The organism is Pseudomonas khavaziana, from assembly GCF_019145205.1.
GTDB classification, from domain to species: Bacteria; Pseudomonadota; Gammaproteobacteria; order Pseudomonadales; family Pseudomonadaceae; genus Aquipseudomonas; species Aquipseudomonas khavaziana.
Genome location: NZ_JAHSTT010000002.1, coordinates 713,339 through 738,038 on the forward strand (window position 1 = coordinate 713,339; position 24,700 = coordinate 738,038).

The window sequence follows — 24,700 nt, forward strand, 5'->3', positions numbered from 1 at the left end:
GCCCGCGAAAAACCTGAGGGCGCTGCGTTATCGTTGACGTTTTTCGCGAGCAAGCTCGCTCCTACAAAGGCTTGTGTTGTTCCTTGTAGGCTTTCAGCACGTTCAGCCGTTCGCGCTTGAGTGCCGCTCCCAGCTCTGGGCCTTTGAAACCTTTTTCCAGCAATGGTGCAACCGGTACTTCGCGTGCAACCTTTGCCGCGCCGCGCAAATAATCTGCCTGTGGATAACTGCGTTGTTCAAAGCCTTTGCGGCCACGGGCATCCATTTCGCAGGCTACTACAAACTCTTCGAAGCGTTGCGGCCGCCGGTACAGGTCAAAACTCTGCAGTAATTCCAGTAATGTCGAGGCTTTGAGTTCCAGTGCGCGATGACCGTGGGTATGAAATTCGCCCACCAGCAATGCCAATTCCTGGCAATCCCTGGGCACCTTGAAGCGCTCATTCACCGCCTTGATCAGCTTTAAGCCGCGGTGTTCGTGGGCAATATGCTGCGGCAACTTATCCACAGGCGTCAGGCCTTTACCCAAATCGTGCAGCAGGCAGGCCCAGCGTACTGTCAGTGGTTGTTTGTGCAAAGCGGCTTGTTCCAGCACGCTCAAAGTGTGAACGCCGGTATCGATTTCCGGATGATGCGCCTCGGGTTGGGGCACACCAAACAGTGCGTTTACCTCCGGCATCAGGGTCTTCAGCGCATCACAGTCGCGTAGTACCTGAATAAATACCTGGGGTTGATCTTCCATCAGTGCTCGTGAGATTTCTTTCCAGCTGCGCTCGGGGGTAAGGGCCTCGAGTTCGCCGGAATCACTGAGCTGACGCATCAATTCCAGCGTCTCAGGTGCGACTTTGAAGCCTAGGTGTGCATAACGTGCGGCAAAGCGGGCAACACGCAGCACTCGGAGTGGATCCTCGGCGAATGCGGGAGAAACATGACGCAAGATGCGCGCTTCAAGATCGCGTTGGCCGTGATAAGGATCGGTCAGGTTGCCATCGTCATCTTCCGCCATGGCATTGATCGTCAGGTCACGCCGGATCAGGTCCTCTTCCAGCGTAACGTCGGGGCTAGCGTGAAACACAAAGCCACCGTAACCCCGGCCGCTCTTGCGTTCGGTGCGGGCGAGGGCGTATTCATCACCGTTTTTTGGGTCGAGGAATACCGGGAAATCGGCGCCCACCGGCTTATAGCCTTTGGCGAGCATTTCCTCGGTGGTTGTGCCGACGACGACGCGGTCGATATCGGTGACCTTGATGCCCAGAAGGCGATCACGCACGGCGCCGCCGACTTTGTAGATTTTCATGAAAAAGCCTCCATTAGCGCCACAGGATAACGCCTGTGCCTGGTCAATGGAGGCTTTGCTGCTTCAGAGATGAACGACGGCCATGTCCAGGCGGCCGTAGTCATTGTCGTTGTGATCGCTGCGCGGCGGCACATGATGGGTTTTCATGACCTGATCGCCCTGTAGCGTTTCCAGGTGGATGTCGAACCCCCACAGTCGATGCAGGTGCTTGAGCACTTCCTCGGTGGATTCGCCCAAAGGCTTGCGATCATGCTGCTGGTGACGCAGGGTCAGCGAACGGTCGCCGCGTACATCGATGCTGTAGATCTGCACGTTAGGCTCGCGATTGCCCAGGTTGTACTGGGCGGCCAGGGTTTCGCGAATGATGCGGTACCCCGGTTCGTCGTGGATGGCCGGTACCACCAGGTCGTCCTTGAGGTCGTCATCGAGAATGCTGAACAGCTTGAGGTCGCGAATTACCTTGGGCGAGAGGTATTGCAAGATAAAACTCTCATCCTTGAAGCTGCTCATGGCGAACTTGATGGTTGATAACCAGTCACTGCCGGCGATTTCCGGGAACCAGCGGCGATCTTCGTCCGTTGGATGTTCGCACATGCGGCGGATATCGCGGTACATGGCAAAGCCCAGGGCATAGGGGTTTATGCCGTTGTAATACGGGCTGTCGAAGCCGGGCTGGAATACCACACTGGTGTGGGAGGTCAGGAATTCCATCATGAAGCCATCGGTGACCAAGCCCTCGTCGTACAGGTCATTCATCAGAGTGTAATGCCAGAAGGTCGCCCAACCTTCGTTCATCACCTGGGTCTGGCGCTGTGGATAAAAGTATTGGGCGATCTTGCGCACAATGCGCACGATCTCGCGCTGCCAAGGCTCCAGCAGCGGTGCGTGTTTTTCCAGGAAGTACAGGATGTTTTCCTGAGGTTCGGTGGGGAAGCGCGCATTGTCCTTGTCGTTGTTTTTGTCGGCGCGTTTGGGGATGGTACGCCACAGGTCGTTGATCTGTTTCTGCAGGTGCTCCTCGCGCTCCTTCTGGCGCAGGCGCTCTTCCTCGGCCGAGATCGGATACGGGCGCTTGTAGCGGTCGACCCCGTAATTCATCAGTGCATGGCAGGAGTCCAGCAGGTCTTCCACCGCATCGATACCGTGGCGTTCCTCACATTGCATGATGTACTGCTTGGCAAACACGAGGTAGTCGATGATCGAGCTGGCGTCGGTCCAGGTGCGAAACAGGTAGTTGCCCTTGAAAAAACTGTTGTGCCCATAACAGGCATGAGCCACCACCAGCGCCTGCATGCAGATGGTGTTTTCTTCCATCAGGTAGGCGATGCACGGGTCGGAGTTGATCACGATCTCGTAGGCCAGGCCCATCTGCCCTCGCGTGTAGGACTTCTCGGTGCTGAGGAAGTGTTTGCCGTAGGACCAATGGTGGTAACCCAGCGGCATGCCCACGGAGGCATAGGCATCCATCATTTGCTCGGCGGTGATGACCTCGATCTGGTTGGGGTAGGTATCCAGGGCATAACCCGCCGCAATGCGGCTGATTTCCCGGTCATAAGCCTGGATCAATTCAAAGGTCCACTCGGAGCCGGTGGAAATGGGTTGGCGCTTGTTCTCTTTTTTGGCGGTCATGTCACTAACCTGCGCTGGAAGAGTTCACGGAAGACCGGGTAGATATCGCCGGCCGAGACCAGTTGCTGCTGGGCGAACGTATCGGCAAAGACTTCGCCGATGCGCTCGTACTCGAACCACAGGGCCTGGTGCTCACGGGGGGTGATTTCGACGTAGGTGTAGTACTGCACGAACGGCATGATCTGGTTGATCAGGATGTCGCGGCAGATCGGCGAGTCGTCGTTCCAGTTGTCGCCATCGGAAGCTTGGGCGGCGTAAATGTTCCAATCGTTGGCGGGGTAGCGCTCGGCCATGATCTCCTGCATGAGCTTAAGTGCACTGGAAACGATGGTGCCGCCGGTTTCCCGCGAATAGAAGAACTCTTCTTCATCCACTTCCCGGGCGCTGGTGTGATGGCGAATGAACACGACGTCGATCTTGTCGTAGTTCCGTTTCAGGAACAGGTACAGCAGGATAAAAAAGCGCTTGGCAATATCCTTGGTCGCCTGGGTCATGGAGCCGGACACGTCCATCAGGCAGAACATCACGGCCTTGGAACTGGGGTTGGGCTGTTTGACCAGCAGGTTGTATTTCAAATCAAAGGTATCGAGGAATGGCACACGGTGGATGCGCGCGCTGAGCTTCTCTATTTCTGCCTCGATTTCCTGGATATCGCCGAAGTTATCCGGTTCTTCACGCTTCAAGCGTACCAACTCTTCCTTGGCCTGCTTCAGTTTTGCGCGGCTGCTGCCGGACAGGGCGATGCGCCGGGCATGGGCTGAACGCAAGGTGCGGATGATGTTGATGCGCGATGGGTTACCCTCGTTGCTGATCCCGGCGCGTACGGTCTTGAAGGTGTCGGTCCCGGTCAGGTTGCGTTTGACCAGGTTGGGCAGTTCCAGATCCTCGAACATGAACTCAAGGAATTCTTCCTGGGTGATCTGGAATACGAATTCATCCATGCCTTCCCCGGAGTTGCCGGCCTTGCCCGGGCCTTTTCCGCCCCCCCCACCTTGTGGGCGCTGGATGTGTTCGCCGGTGGTGAATTCCTTGTTGCCGGGGTGCACGACGGTCTGTTTGCCGCCGCGGCCGTGGTGAAGCACGGGTTCGTCAATATCGCGTCCCGGGATACTGATTTGTTCGCCGTGCTCCATGTCAGTGATGGAGCGGCGGCTAACGGCCTCTTCGACGGCCTTTTTGATGTGGTCACGGTAACGCCGCAGGAAACGCTGGCGGTTTACCGTGCTTTTGTTCTTGCCATTGAGGCGTCGGTCGATCACATAGCTCATAGGGAGCCCTCCGGGCAGCTTCACGTTACAAGCTTCAAGCGGCTAGCTGGAAGCTTCGGGACAAGCGGTCAACTGCCAGGTCGATTGCCTGGCAGCACACGCCTGTCGCTGCCTTACTGCGATTTACGTACCCGCAGATACCACTCGGAGAGCAGCCGTACCTGTTTGTCGGTGTAGCCGCGCTCGACCATTCGAGTAACGAAGTCGTTGTGTTTTTGCTGATCCTCCTTGCTGGCCTTGGCGTTGAAGCTGATGACCGGCAGCAGGTCCTCGGTGTTGGAGAACATTTTCTTCTCGATGACCACCCGCAGCTTCTCGTAGCTGAGCCAGGTAGGGTTCTTGCCATTGTTGTTGGCGCGGGCACGCAATACGAAGTTGACGATTTCGTTGCGGAAATCCTTCGGATTGCTGATGCCTGCGGGTTTCTCGATTTTTTCCAGTTCCTCGTTGAGGGCTACACGATTGAGGATCTCGCCGGTTTCCGGGTCACGGTACTCCTGATCCTGAATCCAGAAATCGGCATACAGCACGTAGCGGTCGAAGATGTTCTGGCCGTACTCGCTGTAGGACTCCAGGTATGCGGTCTGGATTTCCTTGCCGATAAATTCGATGTAGCGCGGTGCCAGGTATTCCTTGAGGAAGCGCAGGTAGCGTTCACGGGTTTCGGCCTGGAATTGTTCCTGTTCAATCTGCTGTTCCAGTACATAGAGCAGGTGCACTGGGTTGGCCGCAATCTCATGGGGGTCGAAGTTGAAGACCTTGGACAGGATCTTGAACGCAAAGCGAGTCGACAGGCCGTTCATGCCCTCGTCCACGCCCGCTGTGTCGCGGTATTCCTGGATCGACTTGGCCTTGGGATCGGTGTCCTTGAGGTTTTCGCCGTCGTATACGCGCATCTTCGAATAGATATTCGAGTTTTCCGGCTCCTTGAGGCGCGACAGTACGGTGAACTGGGCGAGCATCTTCAGGGTGTCGGGTGCGCAGTGGGCCTTGGCCAGGGAGCTGTTGAACAGCAGCTTGTCGTAGATCTTGATTTCATCGCTGACCCGCAGGCAGTACGGCACCTTGACGATATAGATCCGGTCGATGAAGGCTTCGTTGTTCTTGTTGTTGCGGAAGGTGTGCCATTCCGATTCGTTGGAGTGGGCCAGCAGGATCCCGGTAAACGGAATCGCGCCGAGGCCTTCGGTACTGTTGTAGTTGCCTTCCTGGGTGGCGGTGAGCAGGGGATGAAGCACCTTGATCGGTGCCTTGAACATTTCCACGAATTCCATCAGGCCCTGGTTGGCCCGGCACAGTGCGCCCGAGTAGCTGTAGGCGTCGGCGTCGTTCTGCGGGAATTCTTCGAGTTTGCGGATATCGACCTTACCCACCAGCGCCGAGATGTCCTGGTTGTTTTCATCGCCTGGTTCGGTCTTGGCGACGCCGATCTGGTTGAGGATTGACGGGTAGAGTTTTACTACGCGGAACTGGCTGATATCGCCGCCGAATTCGGCCAGGCGCTTGGTAGCCCACGGCGACATGATGGTATTGAGATAGCGCCGCGGAATGCCAAAGTCTTCTTCAAGGATCGCGCCATCTTCCGTGGCGTTGAACAGGCCCAGGGGCGACTCGAAGACCGGCGAGCCCTTGATCGCGTAGAAAGGCACCTTCTCGATCAATTGCTTGAGTTTTTCGGCCAGGGACGACTTACCACCGCCGACGGGGCCGAGCAGGTAGAGAATCTGCTTCTTCTCTTCCAGGCCTTGGGCGGCATGGCGGAAGTAGGACACGATCTGGTCGATGCATTCTTCCATGCCATGGAAGTCTTCAAAGGCCGGGTAGCGGCGGATCACCTTGTTGGAAAATATACGCGACAGGCGCGAATTGTTGGCGGTTTCCACCAGCTCCGGCTCGCCGATCGCCAGTAGCAGGCGTTCGGCGGCTGAGGCGTAGGTGCTGCGGTCCTGCTTGCACAGCTCGAGGTACTCTTGAAGGGTGAGTTCCTCCTGCTGCGTGGACGCGAAGCGTTGTTGGAAGTGGCTGAAAATACTCATGACGTCGTCACCTCGCTCGATACGTGGAGCCGACGCCGGATCAATCAGTCGATGCTGGCAGTCATTGACGGACGCCAATGGCTGTTTTCCCCCCAGAACACCCTGAAACGCTACCGATGACCCGTACGCCGGTGTACCGGCTCTCCCCTGATTCGGATGGCCTGCGCTTAAGGATAGTTCGGAATCCGGGAGGTCAAGGCGCGATGCGCAATTAGTTTGGTTGCGCCGTTCGTCAGAAACGGCGCAAGCCCAAGCGTCACGCGGGATAGCGGGGTGTAAAAAAAATTATTGCGAATCGCCGGAAGAAATTTCCGAAGGGTAGGTCGCACGCCACAGCTCAAAGCCGCCGTCCAGACTGTAGACGTCGGAGAAGCCCTGGCTGATCAGGTATGCGGCTGCGCTCTGGCTGGAGTTGCCGTGGTAGCAGGCTACGATCAGCGGCGCATCGAGGTCGGCGGCGCGGATGAAATCGGCAATGTTTACGTTATCCAAATGCTTGGCGCCACTGATGTGAGCCGCCGCGTAAGTAGGCTGGTCACGGATATCGACGACCACTGCACCTTGCTCGCGCAGCGCTTGGGCTTCTTGGGGAGGGATACGTTTGAAATCGGTCATGGCGGGCTCCTATGGCTTGGCGGCGGCCGGCTGGGTATTGGAAAGGAGGGGCTCACACTGGCAGCCGAAGCGCTCGCCGGTGTCGATGTTCATCAGGGTCATGGCGCCGCCCCACACGCAACCGGTGTCAAGGGCGAACACGCCGGGCTCGTCGCACTTGCCTTCCAGGGCGGCCCAGTGACCGAAGATGATCTTCGTATCACGGGTCTTGCGCTCCTTATGGGCGAACCATGGCTTGTAGCCGGGTAGCGCGGTGTCGGCGCCTTCCTTGCTCTTGAGGTCCAGCTTGCCTTCAGCGGTGCAGAAGCGCATCCGCGTAAAGTAGTTGGTGATCACGCGCAGGCGGGTTACGCCCGTGAGGTCGTTGTCCCACTTCACCGGTTCGTTGCCGTACATGCCGTCCAGGTAGGTGGTGTACAGGGTGTCATCGGCCAGTGCACTTTGGACTTCAGCGGCGCATTTGAGGGCTTTTTTCAGCGTCCACTGAGGTGGAATGCCTGCATGCACCAAGGCCATGTTGCGGCCCTCATCGTAGTGCATGAGTTTCTGCCGGCGCAGCCAGTCGAGCAACTCGGCGCGGTCCGGCGCTTCGAGGATTTCGCGCAGGGTGTCGCCCTTTTTCAGGCGCTCGATGTTATTGCCGGCCGCGAGCAGGTGCAGGTCGTGGTTGCCGAGCACGCATACCAGCGAGTCACGCAGGCTATAGAGGTAGCGCAGGGTTTCCAGTGACTGCGGGCCTCGGTTGACGAGGTCGCCCACCAGCCACAGGCGATCGCTTGCGGGGTCAAAGGCTACGCGCTCGAGCAGGCGCTTGAGAGGTTCAAGGCAACCTTGCAGGTCGCCGACCGCGTACGTCGCCATCAGTGCAGGGCTCCGGGCACCGCGAGGCGGAAGGGCTTGATCGTTGCATCGAACAAGTGGCCGTCGGTAGCTTTCATCTGATACGAGCCCTGCATGGTGCCGACCTTGGAGGTCATGACCGTGCCGCTGCTGTAGGTATGGCTGGCGCCGCTGTTGATCAAGGGTTGCTGGCCGACAACGCCTGCTCCACGCACTTCCTCGACCTGGCCGTCGCCATCGGTAATGACCCAGTGGCGCGACAGCAGCTTGGCCGGGACCAACCCGTTGTTTTTTACGGTGACGGTGTAGGCAAAGGCAAAGCGGTTCTGTTCGGGTTGCGATTGGTCCGCCAGGAAGCGGGTGACGACGCTGACGTCGATCTGATAGCGAGGATCGGACATGCAAGAGGCCTTAAAAGCAGGGGACAGCAGATGCGGGTCAGTCTAGGCCATGAGGTGGGCACTAGGCCAGATACGTGATCCAAATGTGGGAGGGGGCTTGCTCCCGATAGCGATGTGTCAGTTGAAAATGTATCCACTGATACTCCCCTATCGGGAGCAAGCCCCCTCCCACATTGGATCGCGTTGAGCCTTATTCTTCTGTCGGAGCAGGCTGAATCGCCAGTTGGTCAGCCAGGCGTACGAACGCGGCCAAGTCCAGTTGCTCGGGGCGCAGGCTGCCATCAACGCCGGCAGCTTCGATCTCGGCATTGCTCAGCAGGGCCTTGAGGGTGTTACGCAAGGTCTTGCGGCGCTGGTTGAACGCTTCACGCACAACGCGCTCCAGCAGCTTGTGATCCTTGGCTGGGTGGGGCAGCACGGCATGCGGCACCAAGCGTACGATGGCTGAATCAACCTTCGGCGGCGGGTTGAAGGCGCCCGGGCCGACGTTGAACAGGTGCTCCACGCGGCAATGATACTGGACCATGATCGACAAACGGCCCCAGTCACCACCGCCAGGACCTGCGGCCAGGCGCTCCACCACTTCCTTCTGCAGCATGAAGTGCATGTCGCGGATGATCCCGGCGTTGTTCAGCAGGTGGAAAATCAGCGGTGTGGAGATGTTGTACGGCAGGTTGCCCACCACCCGCAGGCTATTGGGGGCGGCATTCAGGCTATTGAAGTCGAACTTCAGCGCATCGCCCTGGTGCAGGTTGAAGTTGGGCTTGCCAGCGAACTGCTGGTTCAGGATCGGGATCAGGTCCTTGTCCAGTTCCACCACGTCCAGTTGCCCGCCGCTGGCCAGCAGGCCCTGGGTCAGCGCGCCCTGGCCCGGGCCGATTTCCAGCAGGCGGTCCTCGGGCTTGGCATGGATGGAGCGCAGGATGCGGTCGATCACGCCAGCGTCGTGCAGGAAGTTCTGCCCGAAGCGCTTGCGCGCCCGGTGTTGGTAATGCTCAGTCATATACGGGTCTCGGCCATCTGATAGGCGGTTTCCAGAGCCACGTGCAGGCTGCCGGTATCGATCTTGCCGCTGCCCGCCAGGTCCAGGGCAGTGCCATGGTCGACGGAGGTGCGGATGATCGGCAGGCCCAGCGTCACGTTGACTGCAGCGCCGAAGCCTTTGTATTTCAGCACGGGCAGCCCCTGGTCATGGTACATCGCCAGCACTGCGTCGCAGTGCTCCAGATATTTGGGGGTAAACAGAGTGTCTGCGGGCAATGGACCGCGCAGGTCCATGCCTTCTTGGCGCAGGCGCTCTAATGTCGGTTCAATGATGTCGATTTCTTCATGGCCCAAGTGACCGCCTTCACCGGCGTGGGGGTTGAGCCCGCAGACCAGGATACGCGGTTGGGCAATGCCGAATTTCTGTTGCAGGTCGGCGTGCAGGATGCGCGTGACACGCTCAAGGCGCTCGACGGTTATGGCGTCGGCGATTTCACGCAGCGGCAGATGAGTCGTCACCAAGGCGACGCGCAGGCCGTGGGTGGCGAGCATCATGACTACTTGAGCGGTGTGGGTCAGCTCGGCGAGGAATTCGGTATGGCCGGAGAAGGCGATGCCGGATTCGTTAATCACACCTTTGTGTACCGGAGCGGTGATCATGCCGGCGAAGTCACCGTCGATACAGCCTTGGCCCGCACGGGTCAGGGTTTCCAGCACAAACGCCGCATTGGCCTTGTCCAGTTGCCCGGCAACAACCTTGGCGTGCAGCGGGGTATCCCACACATACAGGCTGCCTGCGGGCGCCGGCAGGTCGGGCCAGTCGCCCGGCGCCACGTCCAGCAGGGTGACAGCCACACCCAGTTGCGCGGCCCGCTCGAGGAGCAGGTCGCGGCTGGTGATGGCAATCAGGGGGTGTGGCTGGAGTTGCGAGGCAAGCAGCAGGCAAAGGTCTGGACCAATGCCGGCCGGCTCGCCGGGTGTCACCGCGAAACGCTGGGGTTTCACTGGGTGGCCTGGTCGGTGCCTGTTTGCTCGGCGCCTGGCAGCTTGTTTTCTACATAAGCTTCGTCACGGATCTGACGCAGCCAGGTTTGCAGCTCTTCGTCGTACTTGCGGTTACGCAGTACGGTCAGGGCTTGCTGTTCGCGGGCCTGGTTGGTGTTGTCCGTGGCACGACGGCCAAGGACTTCCAGTACATGCCAGCCGTATTGGGTCTTGAACGGTTTGGACAATACGCCTTGCGGGGTGTCGGCCATGACCTGCTGGAACTCTGGTACCAGGGCTTTTGGGTCGATCCAGTTCAAGTCGCCGCCGTTGAGGGCAGAACCTGGGTCTTCCGAGAAGCTTTTGGCCAGGGTGGCGAAGTCTTCACCGTTTTCGATACGGTCGTAGATTTTCTGCGCCAGTTCCTTGGTTTGTGCCTCGGTGCGGATTTCGCTCGGTTTGACCAGGATGTGGCGAACATGTACTTCGTCTTTCAGCGAGGTCTCGCCGCCGCGCTTGCCCAGCAGCTTGAGGATAATGAAGCCGCCTGGCGTACGTGCTGGCTGGGTGATGTCACCCACGTTCATGGCGCTCAGTTCACGGTCGAACGGAGGCGGCAATTGCGCGGCTTTACGCCAGCCCATGTCACCGCCGTCCAGTGCGTTATCACTGCCGGAGACGGCAATCGCGGTCTGGGCAAAGTCAGCGCCGGCCTTCAGGCGGTCGTACACCGCTTGAGTCTTGGCGGCTGCGGCATTCAGTTGCTCAGCGCTGGCGCTGTCTGGCGTCGGAATCAGGATATTGGCCAGGTGCAGTTCTTCTGAGAGCTGCATCTTGCCAAGGTCCGAGGCCAGGAAGTTCTTCACTTCCTGTTCGGACACCTGGACTCGTTCGGCCACACGGCGCTGGCGCACACGGCTGATGATCATCTCGCGCTTGATCTGGTCACGGGCATCCTCATAGGACAACCCATCGTGAGCCAGGGCAGCGCGGAACTGATCAATGCTCATGTTGTTGCGTTGAGCGATGGTGCCGACGGCCTGGTTCAGTTCTTCATCCGAGATTCGGATACCGGAGCGTTCGCCGATCTGCAGTTGCAGGTTTTCGACGATCAGACGCTCCAGCACCTGGGGCTCCAGGACACTTGTCGGCGGCACGCCACCGCCACGCTTGGCGATGGTTTGCTGGACTTCCTTGACCCGTTGGTCCAACTGGCTCTGCATGATCACGTCGTTATCGACGATGGCCGCTACTTTATCCAGCTGTTGGACCGCGGCGTGTGCCGTCACAGTACCCAGGAACAGCGCGCCCAGCACTAGCGGGCGCAAACACTCAGAAAGCTTTGTCTTCACGTTCACGATAACCTTCAATGCCTTTGTCGAGGAAGCTCTCTACCTTGGCGCCGGTCAGGCCGCCGAGTCCTTTGAGGACGATCTGGAGGAAGAGCCCGTGGTCACCCTTTTCGTTCTGAGGGGCGATCTGCGTGTATTCGTCGTTGGAAACCCAGTAACGGTTGATGACACGAAGCTTCCAGCAGCAGTTGTCGTATTCGAAACCACCGAAGGCTTCCAGCGTGCGGTTGCGGGCATAGTCATACTGCCAGCGGGTGATCAGGTTCCACTGAGGAATGATCGGCCACATCATCGAGAAGTCGTGTTGCTGGATTTTGTAGTAATCCTTCACGTAGTTCTCTTGGCCAGGGCTGCCGAAGTCGCCGCCGAACTGCCATTTGCCGGTCAGTTGGTTGTAGACGACCTGGTCATTACGATAGCGGTAGCCGAGGTTGACGACCTTGTTCGGATTGTCTTCTGGCTGGTAGTGGAACATCGCACTACCGGAACGAGGGCTATGGCTTTCGGTATCCCAGTTGTAGTCGGCCGTAGCGCGCCAGTCGCGGTTGAAACGGAATTCGTATTCCAGAGCAACTGGTGAAACGTTCGAATGCGCATCATCACGCGTCTTGGCATCGATGCCCGGCAATTGAACTTCACGGTCTTTAAAGTACACCGCTTGGCCGATGGAGGCGCGTTGACGCTCGAAACCATTCTCTTCGATCCAGCGGCTGGTAAGGCCAAAGGACAGCTTGTTCTCGTCACCGATGCGGTCGGAGCCGCTGAAGCGGTTATCCCGGAACAGTGAGGAGTAGCTGAACGAGTTTTCGCTCGTGTCGAAAACAGGGATCTCGGTTTGGTCTTTATTCGGCACGTAGAGGTAGAACGCACGAGGTTCGAGGGTCTGGTTGTAGTCTTTGCCGAACCAATTGGTCGTGCGGTCGAAGTAAAGGCCGCTGTCGATACTTGCGATGGGTACTGAGCGATCCTGCGAGCTATTGAAGGTCTGACCTCCAGCAGCCATTTGGCTCTTACCTGTACCGTCAAGGTCCAAATCGTACTTGGTATAAACGTACTTCAACTTCGGCGTCAAAAAGCCGTAGGACCAGTTCATCGGATACGAAACAGCTGGCGCGAGGTTCAGGCGCGTACCGTTTGCACGGGTCAGGCCGGTAACGTTGGTATCGAGTCGACGCGACACCAGGCCGTTTTCGTCGGTAAAGTTACCGTTCTCCAGATCCCGATCAAAGCGTACGGCTTCGGTTTCATAGCTGAAATCCAGGCCACCCGGATGAAATGGCAGTTGGCCATTCAAGGTGAGCTGGGGCAGGCGGTCATATGGCGTGATCTGAGTGATTGTCGCCAACTGATAGGCCTGCACATTCAAGCGGGCCTGATAAGAGTCGCCCCGATACGTCAGGGAGCCCTGTTGGTTCAGAGCGTCCTGGCTCTCAACCCCTTCCTCATACGACTTCAAATCCTGGAAGTAGTAAGGGTCGCTGATCCTGGTGTAATCCACCTGGGAAGTCAGACGTGAATCCAACCCACCCTTATGCTGCCAATTGAGCATATAGCGGGTTTTTTCGTAATCGGTCTGGTTCTTGCGCTCGTCATTGTCGTCGTTGAGATACGCCCCACCAAACTGCCCTTCACTCGACTTGGTCAGATAGCGGAACTCGCCCTCCATCAACAAGCCGCGCTTGGTCATGTATTGCGGGTACAACGTAGCGTCATAGTTCGGCGCCAGGTTGAAGTAGTACGGCGTCACCAGGGTGAAGCCCGTCTCGCCACCGGTGCTGAAGCTCGGCGGCAGGAAGCCGGATTGACGACGGTCGTCGATCGGGAAGTAGATGTAAGGGGTGTACAGGATCGGGATGTTCTTGACCCGCAACGTCGCGTTGGTGGCTGTACCGAAACCGGTGGCCGGGTTCAACGTGATGTTGTTGCCCTTGAGCTGCCAGGCGTTGCTGTCCGGCTCGCAGGTGGTGTACGTACCGTCCTTGAGACGGATGATCGCGTTCTCGGCACGCTTGGCGTACAGCGCGTTACCGCGGATGCGTGACTTGTGCATCACGTATTCGGCGTTGTCGATCTGGGCAGCGCCGGTATCAAGCTGCACCTCGGCGTGGTCGCCGACGATCAGCGCACCGTTGTCGCGCAAACGCACCTTGCCGTTCAGCTCGCCACGGTTCTCGGCCTGGTACAGGCTGGCTTCGTCCGACTCCAGCTGCATGCTGCCCTGGCGCATGACCACGTCACCGGCCAGGGTCGCAACCTGCTGCTCCTGCTCGTAACGAGAGGCCTTGGCACCGATGAAGGTCGGCGCGTCGCTCTTGTTCGTCTTGTCGTTCATGCCAGGACGAACAGGCTCGATGTAGGCACCACTGCAGTAAGGACCGGTTTCGGCCAGCTGTGCTGCGGTCAGCTTCTCGCGAGGCACCCAGTCCAGATGGCTGTAGTCGGCGCTGCGCGAACGCAGGCCACGGCCCTTGGATTCAGTGACCAGCATGGTCTTCGGCTCTGCGTCGACCTTGCCGCCGGCTTCGCCTTGCGGCGTACCGTTGGCCGAGCTGACGGCGGAACCGTCATGCACCGGGCGCGGCGGCAGCGGGGCGGCGGCGGTCTTCGGCGCACAATCCCAGGCACCCGAAGCGGAGACCGAGCAGTCATACTGCTCAGCGGCGACCACGTGTGAAGTGGCGAAAGGTTGCATGGCCAGCAGACTGCCGGTTACCAGCAACGGAAATTTTCTACGAAACGCGGGGGATTTCAATGCCATCTTATTAGTCCGGGCTTCCTGCGTGCCATCTGCCCGCGGTTTGGGCCGCACGCCTCTCGATGGTCTGAAAAAGATGCGTGATAATAAAGCATGCCCCGCTTGACGGCTAGCGCCGTCGGAGACCTCTGTAATGCCCGAGCAAGATCTACGTTTACAACAGCTGGAAGTCTGGCTGGATGAGCAGTTGCCAATCCTATTCAACGCCCAGGACTGGGGTGCCGTACCCCCGGCCACATTGACCGCGGCCAGCAGTGACGCGAGTTTCAGGCGCTACTTCCGCTGGGAGGGCGGTGACCATACGTTCGTTGTCATGGACGCGCCACCTCCCCAGGAAAACTGCAAACCTTTCGTCGATATCGCGCATCTGCTGGCGAAATCCGGAATAAATGTGCCGAAAATTTATGCAGAAGATTTGCCCCGTGGCTTTCTTTTGCTTAATGACCTGGGCAGAAAAACCTATCTGGACGTGATTGACGGTGAAAACGCCGATCAATTATTTGCCGATGCCATCGATGCGCTGCTCGCGTTTCAGCAACTGCCGATGGACCAACCACTGCCCAGCTACGACGTGGCCTTGTTGCGCCGCGAGCTGGAATTGTTCCCTGAGTGGTATGTACGCCGGCACTTGGGGATCGACTTTGATACCGAGCAACAGGCCCTTTGGCAGCGTGTCAGCGAGCAGTTGATCGACAGTGCCCTGGCGCAGCCCAAGGTGCTGGTGCATCGCGACTATATGCCGCGCAACCTGATGATCAGCGAGCCCAGCCCTGGCGTGCTGGATTTCCAGGACGCGGTCTATGGCCCGGTGACCTACGACATTACCTGCCTGTTCAAGGACGCCTTCATCAGTTGGCCCCAGGCCCGTGTGCGGGATTGGCAGCGCGGCTACTGGGAGCGTGCCGGCAAGTTGGGGATTCCCGTGCAGGATGATTTTGAAGACTTCCTGCGCGCCAGCGACCTGATGGGTGTGCAGCGCCACCTCAAGGTCATAGGCATCTTTTCGCGCATTTGCCACCGCGACGGTAAGCCACGCTACCTGGCGGACGTGCCGCGCTTCTTAGCTTATATAGAAGCAGTGCTCGCCGACCGGCCTGAGTTGAGCGAACTGGGCGAGTTGCTTGCCAGCCTGCGCCAACCCGCCGAGGCGAGCGTATGAAGGCCATGATCCTGGCGGCGGGCAAAGGCGAGCGCATGCGTCCGCTCACCCTGCATACGCCCAAGCCGCTGGTACAGGCAGGTGGCAAGCGTCTGATCGAATATCACCTGGAAGCGCTGGCCAAGGCCGGCTTCACCGATATCGTGATCAACCACGCCTGGCTCGGCCAGCAGATCGAGAGCTACCTGGGCGATGGTGCGCAGTTCGGCCTGCGCATCCGCTATTCACCGGAGGGCGAACCGCTGGAAACCGGCGGCGGGATTTTCCAGGCCCTGCCGTTACTGGGGGATGAACCGTTCCTGGTGGTCAATGGCGATATCTGGACCGACTACGACTTCGCCCGTCTCAAGCAACCGCTCAAGGGCTTGGCGCACCTGGTGATGGTCGACAACCCGGCGCATCATCCCTCTGGTGGTGATTTCTACCTGGATCAGGGCGTGCTTCATGATGCGGCGCCCGGTGCCGATAACCTGACCTTCAGTGGCATATCAGTGCTCGACCCTCAATTGTTCGCGGGTTGCAGCGCGGGTGCCTTCAAGCTGGCCCCGCTGTTGCGGGCGGCCATGGCTAAAGGGCGGGTAACGGGGGAGCACATGAAAGGACGTTGGATTGATGTCGGCACGCTGGAGCGCCTGGCACAGGTCGAAACTCTGCTGACAGCGGGGCAGTAGGATGTTGTGGCCAGGGACGCTTATCGGCGCCGGGGCTGGCTTTGCCATTGCCAGTATTCCGGGGGCCTTGTTGGGTGCATTGCTGGGGCAGGCGTTGGATCGTCGCCTGCAGCTGCACAGTTGGGCGCAGTTGCGCGAACGCCTGGGCGGGCGGCCGGCATTGCGCAACGACGAATTGTTGTTTGTGCTGTTGGGGCGACTGGCCAAGAGTAATGGACGGGTTGTCGATGGGCATATCCAGCAGGCGCGTCAGGAAATGCGCTCGTTGGACATGAACGAGCCGGCCCAGCGCCGCGCCATCATGGCATTCAACCGTGGTAAGTCCGCCAGTGTCCGGGTACGCAGTTACCTGCGTGTACTCAAGGCCCAGCCCCATGCGGCGGAAGGCGTCTTGCGTGCTTGTTGGCGCATGGCCTGGGCGGATGGCCGGGCGGATGATGCCGAGCGCGATCTGATCGACCAGTGGGGCAGGTGGCTGGGCTGGACGCCGCAACAACTCCAGGCGCTGGCAGTCGATTACGCGCCGGAGCGTAAGCCATTGGCAAGTCGTGGCGGGGCTTATCAGGAGGCGTTGCGGATTCTAGGCGTGACGGCAACCACCGAACCCTCGGTGATCAAGCGCGCCTACCGCCGCCTGCTCAGTCGTCACCACCCGGACAAGATCGCCGGCAGCGGTGCCAGTCCCGCGCAGGTACGGGAGGCGACGGAGCGCACCCGGGAGCTGCATAACGCCTATGCGTTGATTCGCGAGCGGCGGGATTTTCGCTGAGGCTATTGGCCTGAAAACCCAAGCTAATGTGGGAGGGGGCTTGCCCCCGATTGCGAGCTGTCAGCCAATGAATATGTTGACTGATACACCGCTATCGGGAGCAAGCCCCCTCCCACATTGGTCTATATTGATTTCGAATTTGTGATCAGTTGGCGCCGGCCTGCGGGCTCAGCCATCCACGAACCCGCCGATACAACTGTTCCTGCTCTGCTGCGCTGTTGCCGGGCAAAGCCGTGAGTGATACCTGCTTATAGGCGTCATTTTTCGAGCGTTTGGCGGCTTGAATGCGTTCCTGCGCGTTTTTACGTTCCTGCGCGTCGTCTTGATAGAACACATCCGCCGTAGGCACCTTCAAGCTCGGCGCCAGTTGTTGCAGGTCTGGTTGACGGGCGGCGGGCGTCTTTCCGGCCACCATGACCAATTTCTGCACCTGGGAGGGTTGTTTCTCGCTCAGGTAACGTGCCGCCCACCAGGCGCCGGTGCCATGACCGAGCAAGACCACGCTTCGGGCGCTCTGGGTCTGGGCAAAGGCAACGGCGGCGTCGATACGGTCGAAGATACGCTTGGCGTCGGTCTTGTCCTGTTCATCCGCACCCGGCACCACCGCTGGGTCAGTGCCTTCCGCCTCGGCGCTGGCGGCCTGTTCGACGGGTTTGGCGGCCGTGCTGCCCTCTTTACTGCTGGTATCGACCGCAGCCTTGGGCGGTTCGATGACGCGTGGGGGCAGTGTGTCAACATTCACGTCCGGCAACGACAGGCTCAGGGTACCCCAGTGGGCATCCGGTAACTTGCTCCGCAAGGGCGCGATGGCTTGCGGCCAGTCAGCGTTCTCCCCGGCCCCTGGCACAATAATCACCACGCCTTCAGCTTCGGCACTGTTGGCGGGCTTCCAGAGTGCCAGGAACGAATCGCTGCCGGCTTGCAACTGTTGTTGTTGCTCATGGGGAACCTGCCGCTCGAGCGCGCCGGCTTCTGCCTGGCTGCGTTCGGGCAGGGGGTGGCGTTCAACGGGTTTTTCGTCCGCGGGCGCCGCTGCGTCGGCGGCCTGTACTGGCAAAGTGTTGGTCAGTAGTAGCGACAGGCACAATGCTGGCAGTGCCGAACGGTGGAGAAAAAGCATCGTTGATTCCCGGCCAGAAGTGGTTCCAGCAGCCTAATGGGTTGGTCGGTATTTGTCAGCGTCGCGAGGAGTGGTTTTCGCTTTCAGCGGGTTATCGACTGTTGGTGCTTTACCTTGAAGGGTAGGGCGATGCCTGAGCCCTCTGACCATTCAACCAATGAATGGCAGACAACACCCTGTGAACAGCTATTCTTGTGCCAGCCCAACATTAATAAGAGGCCGCGCACATGAGTACTTCCTCATTCAAGATCGCCCACAAACTGCTTACCGGTGCGGGCGCCATTGAACAACTGGCCGCTGAGCTCACGCGCCTGGATGTCGATAATCCGCTGATCGTCACCGACGCCGCGCTGGTCAAGTCCGGCACCGTGGCGTTGGCCCTGGAACACCTGGGTGATCGCGCCTACGAAATTTTTGATCGTGTGCTGCCTGACCCGGAAATCGCCATCGTCGAAGACTGCATGCGTGCGTATCGCGAGGGTGGGCATGACGGTCTTATTGGCGTGGGTGGCGGCAGTGCCATTGATATTGCCAAGAGCGTGGCAGCCTATGCCGGCTACCACGGCGCGCTGGCGGACTTGTTCGGCGTCGACCAGGTGCCGCGTAAGGGCCCGCCGCTGATCGCCATCCCCACCACGGCCGGTACCGGCTCGGAAGTGACCAATGTGGCGATCCTTTCCGACAAGGCCGCACAGTTGAAAAAAGGCATCGTCAGCGACTACCTGCTGCCGGATGTGGCGCTGATCAGCCCGCAAATGACCCTGACCTGCCCGCGCAGCGTCACTGCCGCCAGTGGTGTGGACGCCCTGGTGCACGCCATCGAATCCTACCTGTCACTGAATGCCTCGCCAATTACTGACGCCCTGGCCATCGGTGCGATCAAGTTGATTGCCCGCGCGCTGCCCAAGGCTTACGCCAACCCGGCCAATCTGCAGGCCCGTGACGACATGGCCACCGCCAGCCTCATGGCCGGCATGGCCTTTGGTAACGCTGGGGTCGGCGCCGTGCATGCGCTGGCGTATCCGCTGGGTGGGCGCTTCAATATCGCCCATGGTGTGAGCAATGCGCTGCTGCTGCCCTATGTGATGCATTGGAACAAATTGGCATGTGTTGAACGAATGCAGGATATTGCTCAGGCCATGGGTGTGAACGTGGCCGGCTTGAGTGTCAACGATGCTGCCGACCGTGCCGTGGAGGCCATGACGCGCTTGTGTGCCGCAGTGGAGATCCCGGCGGGGCTGCGCAGTTTCGGAGTGCCCGAGGATGCCATTGCGTCCATGGCCACGGAGGCGGCAGGTATCGAGCGCCTGATGCGCAATAATCCGCGTCAGCTCAGCGCGGCGGATATCGAGAAAATCTACCGGGCGGCTTATTAACCATTGAGATAGGTCACCGTGCGCGCAGCAAAGCATGAGGTATACAATGCGCGCCATCGTGATTTAGCTCAAAAAGGTGCGTCATGCAGCCCTTCGTCATCGCTCCATCGATTCTCTCCGCCGACTTCGCCCGCCTGGGTGAAGAAGTGGACAAAGTGTTGGCCGCCGGCGCCGACTTCGTGCACTTCGATGTCATGGACAATCACTACGTGCCCAACCTGACCATCGGCCCGATGGTCTGCGCCGCGCTGCGCAAGTACGGCGTCACCGCACCGATCGACGCGCACCTGATGGTCAGCCCTGTGGACCGCATTATTGGTGACTTCATTGAGGCCGGTGCGACCTATATCACCTTCCACCCGGAAGCCACTCTGCACGTCGACCGTACCCTGCAACTGATCCGCGAAGGCGGCTGCAAGGCGGGCCTGGTGTTCAATCCGGCCACCCCGCTGAGCGTGCTTGAGTACGTGATGGACAAGGTCGACATGGTCTTGCTGATGAGTGTCAACCCAGGCTTCGGCGGGCAGAAGTTCATTCCTGGCACCTTGAACAAGCTGCGCGAAGCTCGCGCACTGATCGATGCGTCCGGCCGCGATATCCGCCTGGAAATCGACGGTGGGGTTAACGTCAACAACATCCGTGAGATCGCTGCTGCTGGCGCTGACACCTTCGTGGCTGGCTCAGCGATCTTCAATGCCCCGGACTACCAGGCCGTCATCGACAAGATGCGCGCCGAACTGGCGCTGGCGCGTCCATGAGCGGCTTTGAGCAGTTGTTCCCCGGCAAACTGCCACGGCTGGTGATGTTCGATCTGGACGGTACCTTGATCGATTCGGTGCCCGACCTGGCGGCGGCGGTGGATGAAATGCTGCTCAAGCTGGGACGCAAGCCGGCGGGGGGCGAATCGGTGCGTGAATGGGTGGGCAACGGTGTGCAGATGCTGGTGCGCCGGGCCCTTGCCAACCATATCGACGCCGAAGGCGTGGATGACGTCGAGGCCGAACACGCCCTGGAGTTGTTCAATGTGGCCTATGAAAATGGCCATGAGCTCACCGTTGTCTACCCCGGTGTGCGTGACACGCTCAAATGGTTGAGCAAGCAGGGGGTGGAAATGGCCTTGATCACCAACAAGCCGGAGCGTTTTGTCGCACCTTTGTTGGACCAGATGAAGATCGGTCGTTATTTCCGCTGGATCATCGGTGGCGACACCTTGCCGCAGAAGAAGCCAGACCCGGCTGCGCTGTTCTTCGTGATGAAAATGGCCAATATCCCCGCGTCCCAATCATTGTTTGTCGGCGATTCGCGCAGCGATGTACTGGCGGCAAAGGCCGCCGGAGTCAAGTGCGTGGCCCTGAGCTACGGCTACAACCATGGGCGGCCGATTGCAGAAGAATCGCCGGCCCTGGTGATTGACGACCTACGACTGTTAATCCCCGGTTGCCTGGGAGCGGGCGCTGAGATAACGTTGCCCGACATTGATCCGTCCCCTTCTGGAAACGCCATCGTGGTGGTTACTCGCAAACTCTGGATGAAAGTCATCAAGGCCCTGGCCCGCTGGCGTTGGCGCGCCTGACTGATCCTCGCCGCGCTGCGGCACGTTTGCCTACCTGACCGTTTGTCCCTCATGCCACGAGGCACCCCATGATCCGTGAAGAATTCCTGCGTTTGGCCGCTGCCGGCTATAACCGTATTCCCCTGGCCTGCGAAACCCTGGCCGACTTCGATACGCCACTGTCGATCTACCTGAAACTGGCCGACGAGCCCAATTCCTACCTGCTCGAGTCGGTACAGGGCGGCGAGAAGTGGGGCCGTTACTCGATCATCGGCTTGCCATGCCGCACCGTGTTGCGGGTACACGACCATCATGTGAGCATCACCCATGACGGTGTCGAGATCGAAAGCCATGACGTAGACGACCCGCTGGCCTTTGTCGAAACCTTCAAGGCACGCTACAACGTGCCAACTATTCCTGGCCTGCCGCGTTTCAACGGTGGGTTGGTGGGGTATTTCGGCTACGACTGCGTGCGTTATGTAGAAAAGCGCCTGGGGAAATGTCCGAATCCGGACCCTTTGGGTGTACCGGACATTTTGCTGATGGTGTCCGACGCGGTGGTGGTGTTCGACAACCTTGCCGGCAAGATGCATGCGATTGTTCTTGCCGACCCTGCCCAAGAGGCCGCCTTCGACCAAGGCCAGGCCAGCCTTGAAGCGTTGCTGGAAAAACTGCGTCAGCCGATCACCCCGCGTCGCGGCCTGGACCTCAGCCGACCACCGGCGGCCGACCCGGTGTTCCGTTCCAGCTTTACCCAGGCCGACTACGAGCGTGCGGTCGACACCATCAAGGAATATATCCTTGCCGGTGACTGCATGCAGGTGGTGCCGTCGCAACGTATGTCCATCGACTTCAAGGCTGCGCCGATTGACCTCTACCGGGCGCTGCGTTGCTTCAACCCGACCCCCTACATGTACTTCTTCAATTTTGGCGACTTCCATGTGGTAGGCAGTTCGCCGGAAGTGCTGGTACGTGTCGAAGACAACCTGATCACCGTGCGCCCGATCGCCGGTACTCGCCCGCGCGGCGCGACCGAAGAAGCGGATGTGGCGCTGGAAGAAGACCTGCTCAGCGACGACAAGGAAATCGCCGAGCACCTGATGCTGATCGACCTGGGCCGCAACGACACCGGGCGTGTCTCTGAAATCGGCTCGGTGAAACTGACCGAGAAGATGGTCATCGAGCGCTATTCCAACGTGATGCATATCGTGTCCAACGTCACCGGCGAACTGAAAGCCGGATTGACGGCGATGGATGCGTTGCGGGCGATTCTGCCGGCGGGCACGCTGTCGGGTGCGCCGAAGATCCGCGCCATGGAAATCATCGATGAACTGGAGCCGGTCAAGCGTGGTGTCTATGGCGGTGCCGTGGGGTATTTTGCCTGGAACGGCAATATGGACACTGCGATTGCGATCCGCACCGCGGTGATCAAGGACGGCGAGCTGCATGTGCAGGCCGGAGGAGGGATTGTGGCTGACTCGGTGCCGGCCCTTGAATGGGAAGAAACCCTGAACAAGCGCCGGGCGATGTTCCGTGCCGTGGCGCTGGCGGAGCAAACTCCACAAGACTAAAGCTGAAATAAAAAATGTGGGAGCGGGCTTGCCCGCGATGGCGGTGTGTCACTCGAGATATTTAGTGACTGATCTACCGCCATCGCAGGCAAGCCAGCTCCCACATTTGTTTTGTGCAGTATTTAGAAATCCAGACTGACCCCTACATTGACCCCTTGCTGGGTCAAATTGTCATCCTTCCTGAGGTTATACGCCGCCCGCAACGCCAGGTCCTGAGTCAGCTTGTGGCTGACACCCAGGCTCAAACGGTCAGAGTTGCTGCGAGGCGTATACCCGTCCAGCTTGAAGTCGATTCCCTGCACGCTGTTGAGCGAAATATTCACCTTCTGGGTGTCATTTTCGAACTCGTGCTCGTGGGCCACTTCGCCGAACACCTGGGTTTGCGGTGTGATGCGGTAGCTGCCCTGCAGGCCGAGGCCAAGACGCTTGGAGTCGCGTTGTTGATCATCGAAGGTCAGTGCGGTGGAGCGGCTGTTTTTCTCCGAGTAACCATTCACTTCGACGCGTGCATAGTCGGCGCTGATGAACGGCGACAGGTGCCAGTCGCTGCCCGGTGCAGCAAGGTCATAGCCCAGTCGGCCGCTCAAGGCCCAGAGCCAGCCATCGGTATCGCCTTTTTCGGACGCTTCGTTCACGCCCAGGGCGAACTTGCGCTTGAGGCTGTCGAAGTCCAGCTTGCCGCCGGTCACGGCGGCATCGGCCCACCAGTGATTTTGCTGGTATTGAGCGAAGGCCGTGCCCATGTAGCTGTTGAGCTTGTAGTCCGAGTCGTTGGTGCCAGCTTCCAGTGTCTGTCGATACAGGCCGGCGGCAACACCTACGCGCCAGTTTTCATCGAGCCGGTAGCTGCCGCCGATATTCAGGTTGTAGCCGCTGCCGTCGCCACTGGCCGAACTGCTCTGGTCGTCGAAATCCAGACGCTGCCCACCGCCGGCCACGATTGCACGCCATTGACCGACGGCTTGCCAGTTGCCGTTGTCTGCTTGCCATTGATTGCGCAGCTCGTCCTGGTGGGCGCGCAATGTGCCTTGGGCCATTTCCGGCAGCAAGGTCAGCTCCCAAGGCGCCGCCAGCAGCGAGTAGGCGTAGTCGGCAATCAATTGTTGCCCCGCCACCGTAGGGTGGACCGAGTCGTTGTAGATCAGCTTGGTCGGGTCCGGGTTGGTACCACCAATGCCATAGGTTGGGTTAGCGGTGCAGCTGTTGCCGCTGAAACAGGTGCCGGTCAAATTCTGCCCCGTGGCCAGGCCGAAGCGCGCTGGATCGGCGAAAGCTTCCTTCAACAGCAATGGGATATTCAACGGGATAACCTGGGCGTCGACGTGCGACAGGCGCTGAACCAATGACTGGTTGAATATATTGCTCAGGGCCGAGGTCGCGGCCTGCTGCGGGGTGCCATTGATGGCGGGCGTCAACCCAAGGTCGGGCAACATCCACACCATGATGTAACGCGCACCGGCTTGTTGCAGCGCCTGGGCGCTGTCAGCCAGGCGCCCGCCGGCGGCGACCGCTTGTTCCGGGCTGAGTACGCGGCCTTGGAGGAAGTCATTGCCGCCGCCGGAGAGAAAGTACAGTGCATTGGGGTCGGCCCGTCCGCCGTTGGCTGGCAGATATCCCTGGCGGCTGCGCAAAACTGTGCCCGCACCAGGGTTGCCGGGTGGGATGGCGGCATCTGAAACCGAGGTAATTGAGTCGAGGATATCGTCGGTACGGTAGCCACCGACGGCCCAGTTGTTGCCATCTGGCAAGCCCTGGGCTGCGCGAACCGGTGAGGTGGAGGCGTTCAGGTCGTTGGGGGCTACTCCCAGTTTCGCGCCCAACAGGGTCGATGAAACCAGGCCGTATTCACCCTGGAATGTCGGGCCTGTACGGTTGGTAAAGCGTAGCGTGGAGCCATTCGAGCCATCGGGAAACTGGCCGGCATCAGCCAGGCTGTCACCAAAAACCACCATCGTTGAATATGGCGACGGAGCTGCGAACGCCTGGGCGCATGCCAATGACAAGATACAACCGGCAAGGGGTGCGAAAAATGCTGGTCTGAACATGCAAGGTTCCATTTGGTTGTTTTTGTATCGGAACTCAAACACTAGCAAAACTTCTGATAATTTCTGTAGGGATATACCGAATTTGCCTACTCGCCTTCCCGTATTTACGGCTCCATATTGCACCGCTGGCTAGGCTACGTTACTGTGCCTGAACGTATAAATGAGACCCTCCCCGTGTTGATCATCAGCAAACTCTTGATGCGAGTAGTCAAGGCACACGCCCGTTGGCGTTGGCGCGCCTGACATTTTTCTCCGCCGGCCCGGCCGGACCTGTAAAGA

Annotated in this window: 20 protein-coding genes; 7 read left to right on the forward strand and 13 right to left on the reverse strand. The window is 59.4% G+C overall.

Features of this window, described 5'->3' with window-relative positions:
• Positions 1–61: 61 nt before the first annotated feature.
• From KVH01_RS07755 to KVH01_RS07805, 11 genes are all read right to left on the reverse strand, one after another.
• Positions 62–1,294 (reverse strand): multifunctional CCA addition/repair protein, encoded by a 1,233-nt coding sequence (locus KVH01_RS07755; RefSeq protein WP_217880960.1) that lies wholly within the window; start codon positions 1,292–1,294, stop codon positions 62–64.
• A gap of 63 nt (positions 1,295–1,357) precedes the next feature.
• Positions 1,358–2,923: a SpoVR family protein gene (locus tag KVH01_RS07760; protein WP_043049715.1), complete on the reverse strand. Its 1,566-nt coding sequence runs from the start codon at positions 2,921–2,923 to the stop codon at positions 1,358–1,360.
• Entirely contained in the window at positions 2,920–4,191 is a 1,272-nt protein-coding gene (locus KVH01_RS07765; RefSeq protein WP_217880961.1) for a YeaH/YhbH family protein, read from the reverse strand. Before KVH01_RS07765 ends, KVH01_RS07760 begins: the two co-directional genes overlap by 4 nt.
• 113 nt (positions 4,192–4,304) lie before the next feature.
• Positions 4,305–6,227: a PrkA family serine protein kinase gene (locus KVH01_RS07770; protein WP_003194732.1), complete on the reverse strand. Its 1,923-nt coding sequence runs from the start codon at positions 6,225–6,227 to the stop codon at positions 4,305–4,307.
• 285 nt (positions 6,228–6,512) lie between these two features.
• Positions 6,513–6,842: a thiosulfate sulfurtransferase GlpE gene (gene glpE / locus KVH01_RS07775; RefSeq protein WP_043049714.1), complete on the reverse strand. Its 330-nt coding sequence runs from the start codon at positions 6,840–6,842 to the stop codon at positions 6,513–6,515.
• 9 nt (positions 6,843–6,851) lie between these two features.
• Positions 6,852–7,703 (reverse strand): symmetrical bis(5'-nucleosyl)-tetraphosphatase, encoded by an 852-nt coding sequence (locus KVH01_RS07780; protein WP_217880962.1) that lies wholly within the window; start codon positions 7,701–7,703, stop codon positions 6,852–6,854.
• A complete protein-coding gene (gene apaG, locus KVH01_RS07785; RefSeq protein WP_032879182.1) occupies positions 7,703–8,083 on the reverse strand; it encodes a Co2+/Mg2+ efflux protein ApaG in 381 nt (126 codons plus the stop codon). Before apaG ends, KVH01_RS07780 begins: the two co-directional genes overlap by 1 nt.
• Before the next feature lie 190 nt (positions 8,084–8,273).
• Positions 8,274–9,086, reverse strand: a complete 813-nt coding sequence (gene rsmA, locus KVH01_RS07790) for a 16S rRNA (adenine(1518)-N(6)/adenine(1519)-N(6))-dimethyltransferase RsmA (RefSeq protein WP_217880963.1) — start codon at positions 9,084–9,086, stop codon at positions 8,274–8,276.
• A complete protein-coding gene (gene pdxA / locus KVH01_RS07795; RefSeq protein WP_217880964.1) occupies positions 9,083–10,072 on the reverse strand; it encodes a 4-hydroxythreonine-4-phosphate dehydrogenase PdxA in 990 nt (329 codons plus the stop codon). The genes rsmA and pdxA overlap by 4 nt, the downstream gene beginning before the upstream one ends.
• On the reverse strand, positions 10,069–11,403 hold the full coding sequence (locus KVH01_RS07800) for a peptidylprolyl isomerase (RefSeq protein WP_152625184.1): 1,335 nt from the start codon (positions 11,401–11,403) through the stop codon (positions 10,069–10,071). The genes pdxA and KVH01_RS07800 overlap by 4 nt, the downstream gene beginning before the upstream one ends.
• Positions 11,384–14,161 carry an LPS-assembly protein LptD gene (locus tag KVH01_RS07805; protein WP_043049708.1) on the reverse strand — a complete coding sequence of 926 codons (2,778 nt, stop codon included), beginning with the start codon at positions 14,159–14,161 and terminating at the stop codon, positions 11,384–11,386. The genes KVH01_RS07800 and KVH01_RS07805 overlap by 20 nt, the downstream gene beginning before the upstream one ends.
• A gap of 130 nt (positions 14,162–14,291) precedes the next feature.
• Between KVH01_RS07805 and KVH01_RS07810 the strand changes: the two genes are divergently transcribed.
• The 3 genes from KVH01_RS07810 to KVH01_RS07820 are packed head-to-tail and all read left to right on the forward strand — an operon-like array spanning position 14,292 to position 16,757.
• A complete protein-coding gene (locus KVH01_RS07810) occupies positions 14,292–15,317 on the forward strand; it encodes an aminoglycoside phosphotransferase family protein (protein ID WP_217880965.1) in 1,026 nt (341 codons plus the stop codon).
• Complete coding sequence (murU, locus tag KVH01_RS07815) at positions 15,314–15,988, forward strand: N-acetylmuramate alpha-1-phosphate uridylyltransferase MurU (RefSeq protein ID WP_217880966.1); 675 nt, start codon at positions 15,314–15,316, stop codon at positions 15,986–15,988. Before KVH01_RS07810 ends, murU begins: the two co-directional genes overlap by 4 nt.
• A 1-nt stretch (position 15,989) precedes the next feature.
• Positions 15,990–16,757, forward strand: a complete 768-nt coding sequence (locus KVH01_RS07820) for a TerB family tellurite resistance protein (RefSeq protein WP_217880967.1) — start codon at positions 15,990–15,992, stop codon at positions 16,755–16,757.
• Between the two features lie 145 nt (positions 16,758–16,902).
• On the opposite strand, the gene KVH01_RS07825 is transcribed toward KVH01_RS07820, so the two are convergent.
• Entirely contained in the window at positions 16,903–17,877 is a 975-nt protein-coding gene (locus KVH01_RS07825; protein WP_217880968.1) for an alpha/beta hydrolase family protein, read from the reverse strand.
• A 227-nt stretch (positions 17,878–18,104) separates the two neighbouring features.
• On the opposite strand from KVH01_RS07825, the gene KVH01_RS07830 reads away from it, so the two are divergent.
• The 4 genes from KVH01_RS07830 to trpE all read left to right on the forward strand — a co-directional run bounded on the left by KVH01_RS07830 (position 18,105) and on the right by trpE (position 22,376).
• On the forward strand, positions 18,105–19,253 hold the full coding sequence (locus KVH01_RS07830) for an iron-containing alcohol dehydrogenase (RefSeq protein ID WP_043051160.1): 1,149 nt from the start codon (positions 18,105–18,107) through the stop codon (positions 19,251–19,253).
• An 83-nt stretch (positions 19,254–19,336) separates the two neighbouring features.
• Entirely contained in the window at positions 19,337–20,011 is a 675-nt protein-coding gene (rpe, locus tag KVH01_RS07835) for a ribulose-phosphate 3-epimerase (RefSeq protein ID WP_043051161.1), read from the forward strand.
• Positions 20,008–20,826 (forward strand): phosphoglycolate phosphatase, encoded by an 819-nt coding sequence (locus KVH01_RS07840; RefSeq protein WP_217880969.1) that lies wholly within the window; start codon positions 20,008–20,010, stop codon positions 20,824–20,826. Before rpe ends, KVH01_RS07840 begins: the two co-directional genes overlap by 4 nt.
• 68 nt (positions 20,827–20,894) lie before the next feature.
• The gene (trpE, locus tag KVH01_RS07845) at positions 20,895–22,376 is read left to right on the forward strand and encodes an anthranilate synthase component I (RefSeq protein ID WP_217880970.1); all 1,482 of its coding nucleotides are present in this window, start codon (positions 20,895–20,897) and stop codon (positions 22,374–22,376) included.
• A gap of 122 nt (positions 22,377–22,498) precedes the next feature.
• Here trpE and estP read toward each other — a convergent pair whose 3' ends face one another.
• Positions 22,499–24,421 (reverse strand): esterase EstP, encoded by a 1,923-nt coding sequence (gene estP / locus KVH01_RS07850; RefSeq protein WP_217880971.1) that lies wholly within the window; start codon positions 24,419–24,421, stop codon positions 22,499–22,501.
• Positions 24,422–24,700: the final 279 nt, after the last annotated feature.